Origin of the sequence: Ligilactobacillus acidipiscis DSM 15836, assembly GCF_001435755.1 — a bacterium.
Classification (GTDB): domain Bacteria; phylum Bacillota; class Bacilli; order Lactobacillales; family Lactobacillaceae; genus Ligilactobacillus; species Ligilactobacillus acidipiscis.
The window spans coordinates 1-6,515 of sequence record NZ_AZFI01000120.1 but is presented as its reverse complement, the minus strand read 5'-3'; the positions used below and the strand labels follow the sequence as shown (position 1 = coordinate 6,515).

The 6,515-nt window shown below is 38.5% G+C and carries 4 protein-coding genes; all 4 read right to left on the bottom strand.

Annotation, left to right across the window (positions count from 1 at the left end; genetic code table 11):
- Positions 1 to 99: 99 nt before the first annotated feature.
- The 4 genes from clpB to FC65_RS07950 all read right to left on the bottom strand — a co-directional run bounded on the left by clpB (position 100) and on the right by FC65_RS07950 (position 6,373).
- Positions 100 to 2,709 carry an ATP-dependent chaperone ClpB gene (gene clpB, locus FC65_RS07965; protein WP_056972219.1) on the bottom strand — a complete coding sequence of 870 codons (2,610 nt, stop codon included), beginning with the start codon at positions 2,707 to 2,709 and terminating at the stop codon, positions 100 to 102.
- A 579-nt stretch (positions 2,710 to 3,288) separates the two neighbouring features.
- Positions 3,289 to 4,530, bottom strand: coding sequence for a peptidase T (gene pepT, locus FC65_RS07960; protein ID WP_056972217.1), 1,242 nt, complete (start codon positions 4,528 to 4,530; stop codon positions 3,289 to 3,291).
- Between the two features lie 33 nt (positions 4,531 to 4,563).
- On the bottom strand, positions 4,564 to 5,679 hold the full coding sequence (locus FC65_RS07955) for a Nif3-like dinuclear metal center hexameric protein (protein ID WP_056972215.1): 1,116 nt from the start codon (positions 5,677 to 5,679) through the stop codon (positions 4,564 to 4,566).
- On the bottom strand, positions 5,663 to 6,373 hold the full coding sequence (locus FC65_RS07950; protein ID WP_056972213.1) for a tRNA (adenine(22)-N(1))-methyltransferase: 711 nt from the start codon (positions 6,371 to 6,373) through the stop codon (positions 5,663 to 5,665). The genes FC65_RS07955 and FC65_RS07950 overlap by 17 nt, the downstream gene beginning before the upstream one ends.
- Positions 6,374 to 6,515 lie beyond the last annotated feature (142 nt).

Genomic DNA, 6,515 nt, shown 5'->3' with positions numbered 1-6,515 from the left:
GCCTAGTTACTGCCCATGCCGGGCACACTACCAAATAAAAAAGCGTTGCACTTCTAACAACGCTTTTTGTTTGGCTTTTTTACAAATTTTTAACGTCCCTTATGATTTTGTTTCCACTTTTTCTTGGGAATCAAAAATCAAGTTTTCCTGCTCACCCAAACTAATCTCAACCGTTGAACCCGGCATGATCTTACCAGCTATGATCTGCTTAGCTAACGGTGTTTCAACATAATCAGTGATGAATCTTTGTAGTGGCCGTGCCCCATACGCAGGTTCATAGCCATTCTTTGCTAACCATTCTTTTGCTGGATCAGTAATCGTTAAGTTGATGTTTTGGTCGTCCAAACGATCTGACAATAAGCCGATAAACTTGTCTACGATTTGTTTGATAGCAGTCATTGATAATGGAGTAAACATAATAATGTCGTCTACCCGGTTTAAAAACTCAGGCTTAAAATGTTCCTGCGCTAATTTCATAACTGCAGCATGGGTTTTAGCGGAAATTTTACCATCTTCTGAAACTTGATCTAACAAAATATCTGAACCTAGATTAGATGTCATGATCATGATGGTGTTTTTGAAATCAACTGTTCGTCCTTGACTATCGGTTAACCGACCATCATCTAATACTTGCAACAAAATATTAAAAACGTCAGGATGAGCCTTCTCAATTTCATCTAATAAAATAATGGTGTATGGATTACGACGCACGGCTTCGGTCAGCTGACCTCCTTGTTCATAACCTACATATCCAGGAGCAGCACCAACTAAGCGGCTAACCGAGATTTTATCCATATATTCACTCATATCTAAACGGACCATGTGTTTTTCTGAATCGAATAGGTTTTCAGCCAAGGCTTTGGCTAATTCTGTTTTACCTACACCGGTCGGGCCGAGAAACATAAAAGAACCGAGTGGCTTCGAAGGATCTTGTAAACCAGCACGTGAACGTAAAACTGCATCCGAAACTGCATCTACAGCTTCACCTTGGCCAATGATCCGCTGATGCAAGCTATCTGATAAATGAAGTAATTTTTGTCGCTCGCCTTCCACTAACTTAGACACTGGCACACCGGTCGAACGGCTTACAACTGCCGCAATTTCGTTTTCAGTAACTGACTCTTCCACTAACCAGTCATCGGGGCGATCACTCTTTTCTAAATCTGCTAATTCTTTTTCAAGTCGTGGAATAGTTCCATGTTGTAATTTAGCTGCTTTTTCTAAATCATACTGGCTTTCAGCATCTTCCAACTGATGTTTAGCGCGATCAATCTCAGACTTTTTGTCGCTGACTTTCTTAATATCTTCTTTTTCGCTTTCCCACCGCATTTTTAGCCGGTTGTCTTTTTCGTGTTCATTGGCTAATTCCTGCTGTAGTTCGGCCAAACGTTTTTTCGATGCTTCATCAGTTTCTTTCTTTAGCGCTGCTTCCTCAATTTCAAGTCTCATGACCGTTCGATTGACCTGATCTAGTTCAGTCGGTACAGAATTCATTTCGACACGGATCTCAGCACATGCTTCGTCAACTAGGTCGATTGCTTTATCAGGTAAAAAACGATCCGTAATATAACGATCTGAAAGTGTAGCTGCCGCAACCAAAGCACTATCATGGATCCGCACGCCATGGTGGATCTCATATCTTTCACGCAAGCCGCGTAAAATAGCTATCGTATCATCAACTGTCGGTTCCTGAACAAGGACCTTCTGGAAACGACGTTCAAGTGCTTTATCTTTTTCTAAATTCTCACGATATTCATCCAAAGTAGTGGCACCGATCAAATGCAGTTCTCCTCGGGCTAACATTGGTTTTAAAAGATTACCCGCGTCCATACTGCCTTCTGTTTTTCCTGCACCAACAATATTGTGAATCTCATCGATGAATAAAATGATTTGGCCTTCACTTTTCTTTACTTCTTTGAGAACTGATTTAAGACGTTCTTCAAATTCGCCACGGTATTTGGCTCCTGCTATCAAAGCACCCATATCTAAAGAAAAGATAGTTTTATCTTTTAAATTAGCCGGCACATCATTTTTAACGATCCGTTGTGCTAGTCCTTCAATGATCGCTGTTTTACCAACACCAGGTTCACCGATCAAAACCGGATTGTTTTTGGTTTTGCGTGAAAGGATCCGGATCACATCTCTGACCTCTTCGTCACGACCAATGATTGGATCTTGTTTGCCGGAACGTGCTTCTTTAACTAAGTCAATCCCATATTTTTCTAATGCCTTATATTGTGCTTCCTGGTCTTTAGATGTCACGTGTTCTCCCCCTCGCAAATCAGCAATAACTGCTTGTAACTTTTTCTCAGTAAGTCCATTTTGCTTTAAAAATTCCGTTAACGGATGATATTTCAATTGCATCAATGCCAAAACAAGTGTGTCGATCGCAATATATTCATCACCCAGCTTTTGTTTTAACTGGTCAGCATTTTGCAGTAAGTGAGCTAAGTTTTGGCTGATTGATTGACCGTAGGTTACAATCCCCGACACCACAGCAATTTTGTCCAGCTCTTGATCGACTTCCTCTTCAAAAGCAGCAACATTAAGGCCTGCTTTTTGATATAAATCAGCTGCAAATTCGCCAGGTTGAAGCAGGAATTTAAATAAATGGGCAACATCGATTTCCTGGTGTTTCCGAGTTATCGCTATTTGTTGTGCCTGACCGATTGCTTCTTGCACCGCATTTGTTAAGCTGTCGTTATTCATATCCCTTATCCCTCCTTGTAAATTTTTACTTGTTTTAAGAAGATTTATTTTTGATAATTTAGCAATTTATTTTGCTACTTTCTATTATACAAGATATAAATTTAGATGCTAGCAAAAAGTCTTACCTTCTTTGACCAAATTGTTATATCAGTAATTATAGGGGGTTATACGGCGTGATATTATAATTTTATCTATTCGGGTCAATTGTCTTTACAGGATCGTTCTATTAAAATAATTTTCTTGATCCATAATTGATCCTCGATTTCTTTTCAAATCTAAGAAGTGAATCTCAAAATAACCTTAGCAAATAACATGGTCCCTTACTTTATTTAATATTTACCGATACAAAATACAAACCACACTACATCGACCTCTAGTAAAGTTTATTTGTAAGTTTGTTATGATACCTTCAGCCTTTAAAATTAAATAAAGTTAATTAAATTTAAATGAACAGTATAAAAAAACACCGACCAAATTCTGATCAGTGTCTCTTAATTCACATATTTATTTTAATAATTTTCAAAAAAATCCATTAATTTGAATATCGACGATATTTCATTGAAAACCTTAGTATATATCTTATCCTTCACTAACTAATTTTATGATCTGCAAAACAACATCAGTTGCTTGTTCCATTGTTTGTTCCGATACATATTCGAAACGTGCGTGCATGTTTTCAGGACCGGCGAACAAATTAGGAGTTGGTAAACCCATAAATGAGATTTTTGACCCGTCAGTTCCGCCGCGTACTGGAGCAATCAAGGGCTTGATATCAAGATCTTCCATGGCCTTTTTAGCTAATTCAACTACAGTCATGTCCTTTTCAATAACTTCTCGCATGTTGTAGTACTGATCTTTCATATCTAAGATCACGCGGTCTTCATCGAATTGTTCATTCATCTTAGCCACGATATTTCTGACCAATTGCTTTCGTTCTTCAAACTTATTGCGATCATGATCTCTAATAATGTAAGTCATTTTTGCCTCATCAACTGTTCCATTGATACTTAACAAATGGAAGAAACCTTGACGTCCCTCAGTTTTTTCTGGAACTTCAGCACTTGGCAAATGATTTTCAAATTCTACGGCTAATTTTAAAGCATTGATCATGATACCTTTGGCTTCTGATGGATGGACATCCTTACCAATAAAATGAATTGTGGCCTGAGCCGCGTTAAACGTTTCATACTCTAACTGTCCTAAAGGACCACCATCGATCGTATAAGCAACATCTGCACCAAATTCATCCACTTCAAACCGGTCTGCACCTGTTCCGATCTCTTCGTCCGGTCCGAAAGCGACTTCTATTTCACCATGCTTAATTTCTGGATGAGCGACCAAATATTCTACAGCAGTCATGATCTCGGTCACACCAGCCTTATCGTCAGCACCTAATAATGTATTTCCATCAGTAGTGATCAAATTATCACCTTTGTAGTTTTTCAAATTAGGAAATTCATCAATTGTTAAGGAATAACCACTATTTCCAAGTTTGATTTCAGACTGGCCATCATAGTTTTTGATGACTTGTGGCGAAATATTTTTGGCATTAAAATCAGCCGTGTCAATGTGTGAAATAAAACCTACTTTTTTGACATTTTCGTCATTTTGCAAGTTACTTGGAAGCGTCGCGAAAACATAACTGCTTTTCGGAGCAATCCGGACATTAGATAAACCGATCTCGTTTAATTCAAGGACCAGCTCATTAGCGAATTCTACCTGGTTTTGAGTGGAAGGAACAGTAGTTGACTCTTCATCAGAACGAGTCTCTTTACGAACATATTTTAAAAAACGTGGAACTAAATTTTCATATTTTGCCATGAAGGTTTCTCCTTTATTGAATAAAATTGTTAACTACATGAATGTAAATGGATCAGTATTGATCGTGGTTGCGATCACATCGACTGCCCACTCATTTTCTTTAGACCATTTGGTAAAAAGATTTTGCAGCTCTGGCTGACAGACCCATTCAAAGTGGTGGCCCGGGTCGACCACATTTAATCCGCTTGCCAACATATCATGGGCGGTATGGTAACTGACGTCACCAGTTACATAGACATCAGCATTCTTAGCCAAGGCGTCTGTATAAAATTTTGCTCCGCTGCCGCCAAGTACAGCAACTCGTTGGATATTTTGTTGCAGTTCTGAAGATACAACACGCAAAGCCGGTATCTGAAAAGCTTCTTTACACTGAGCAACAAAATCTTTTAATTTCACAGGTTTTACAAGATCACCCACACGTCCCATTCCATATTTTACACCAGAATCTTCAATTTGATAAAGATCAAAAACGATTTTTTCATATGGATGGTTAGCATACATCGCTGCTAAAACTTGGTTTTCATACTTAGCCGGAAAAACAACTTCAACTTTTTCTTCAGCGGCTACCTCTGGCTGATCCACCTTTCCTATATATGGATCAGAATTTTTACCTGGTAAAAAGCGGCCTTTTCCTTGCACTGAAAATGAACAATTAGAGTAATTTCCAAGTTGACCAGCACCTGCAGCAGCTAATCCCTGCCGTAAGTGAGCAGCGTTGTTAACAGGTACAAAAACTGCCAGTTTGTATGTTTTTTCCTCAAACGGTCCTAATAAAGGTTCAGATCCTTGAAGGCCCAATTTATCGGCAAGCCAATCATTCATTCCGCCCTGAGCACTATCTAAATTAGTATGAGCCGCATAAACTGAAATATGATTTTCAATCAATTTCGCATACATTTTGTTTTGGGGTACACTGAGATCAAAACTGTACAGCGGATGAAACATTGCAGGATGATGCGCAAATATGAAATCAACGTCCTGACTAATTGCTTCTTGGACAGTTTCAGGTCTGACATCCAAAGTAACCATCATTTTATGGACCTCTTGATTCAGATCGCCCAGTTGTAAGCCGATCGGGTCACCTTTTTCAGCTAACCACTTAGGTGAAAATTCTTCAAACCTAGACACGATATCATTGACCGTTGTCATGGTATAACACTCCTTTGATTTGTTTGATTTTCTCTTTTACTTCAAGGTATTTGACGGTATTTTCTTTTTTAGCTGTCGTAAGTGCCGAGAAAATTTTCTCTTCACGTCGTAATTCTCTTGTCCATTTTTCAATAAAAGCAGGTTCTTTTCGTTGCATTAAAAACGGTCCAAAAAACAGCTCATCTCGGGACATTTTTTGAACATTTATGACTGATTCAGCAACGATGATCTCATAAATATGCCCTGCCTCACTTAAAATTTCTTCTTGCGTAATTTGATAACAATTTTGTTCCAACCATCCACGTACTGCATCTGTTCCCACGTTAGGTTGTAAAATCAACAGAGGGTGAGTGGCAAGTTTTTCTGGAGCTACACTTAAAATGCTAACTATCAAGGGTCCGCCCATCCCACAAATTGTGATCGTATCTATTCTGTCTTCCTTAGAGTACGCCGCCAGCCCATCTGCTAAACGTGAATGAACAACGTCTTGTACATTTTCTTGTTCAATAATTTTTGTAGCATTTTGATAAGGACCCTTGACGACCTCACCAGCAATAGCATAAGAAATAAATTCTTTTTTTGCCAAATATACTGGTAAATATGCATGGTCTGATCCAATGTCCGCTAAACGAGCACCTGCAGGCACATGTTGTGCGACGTGAAGTAATCTCTGTGACAATCTATTTGAATCCATTTCTCTTACTCCTTAATCAATTAATTTCTCTATTATTGTACACCAAATAGAAAGCGTTTTTGTGGTGTTTTACTGACTTTTCATCTTATGTAAAGAAAAAGAGCCGAAAAATTAGGTTCTATAATATTTGGTACTGATAGAA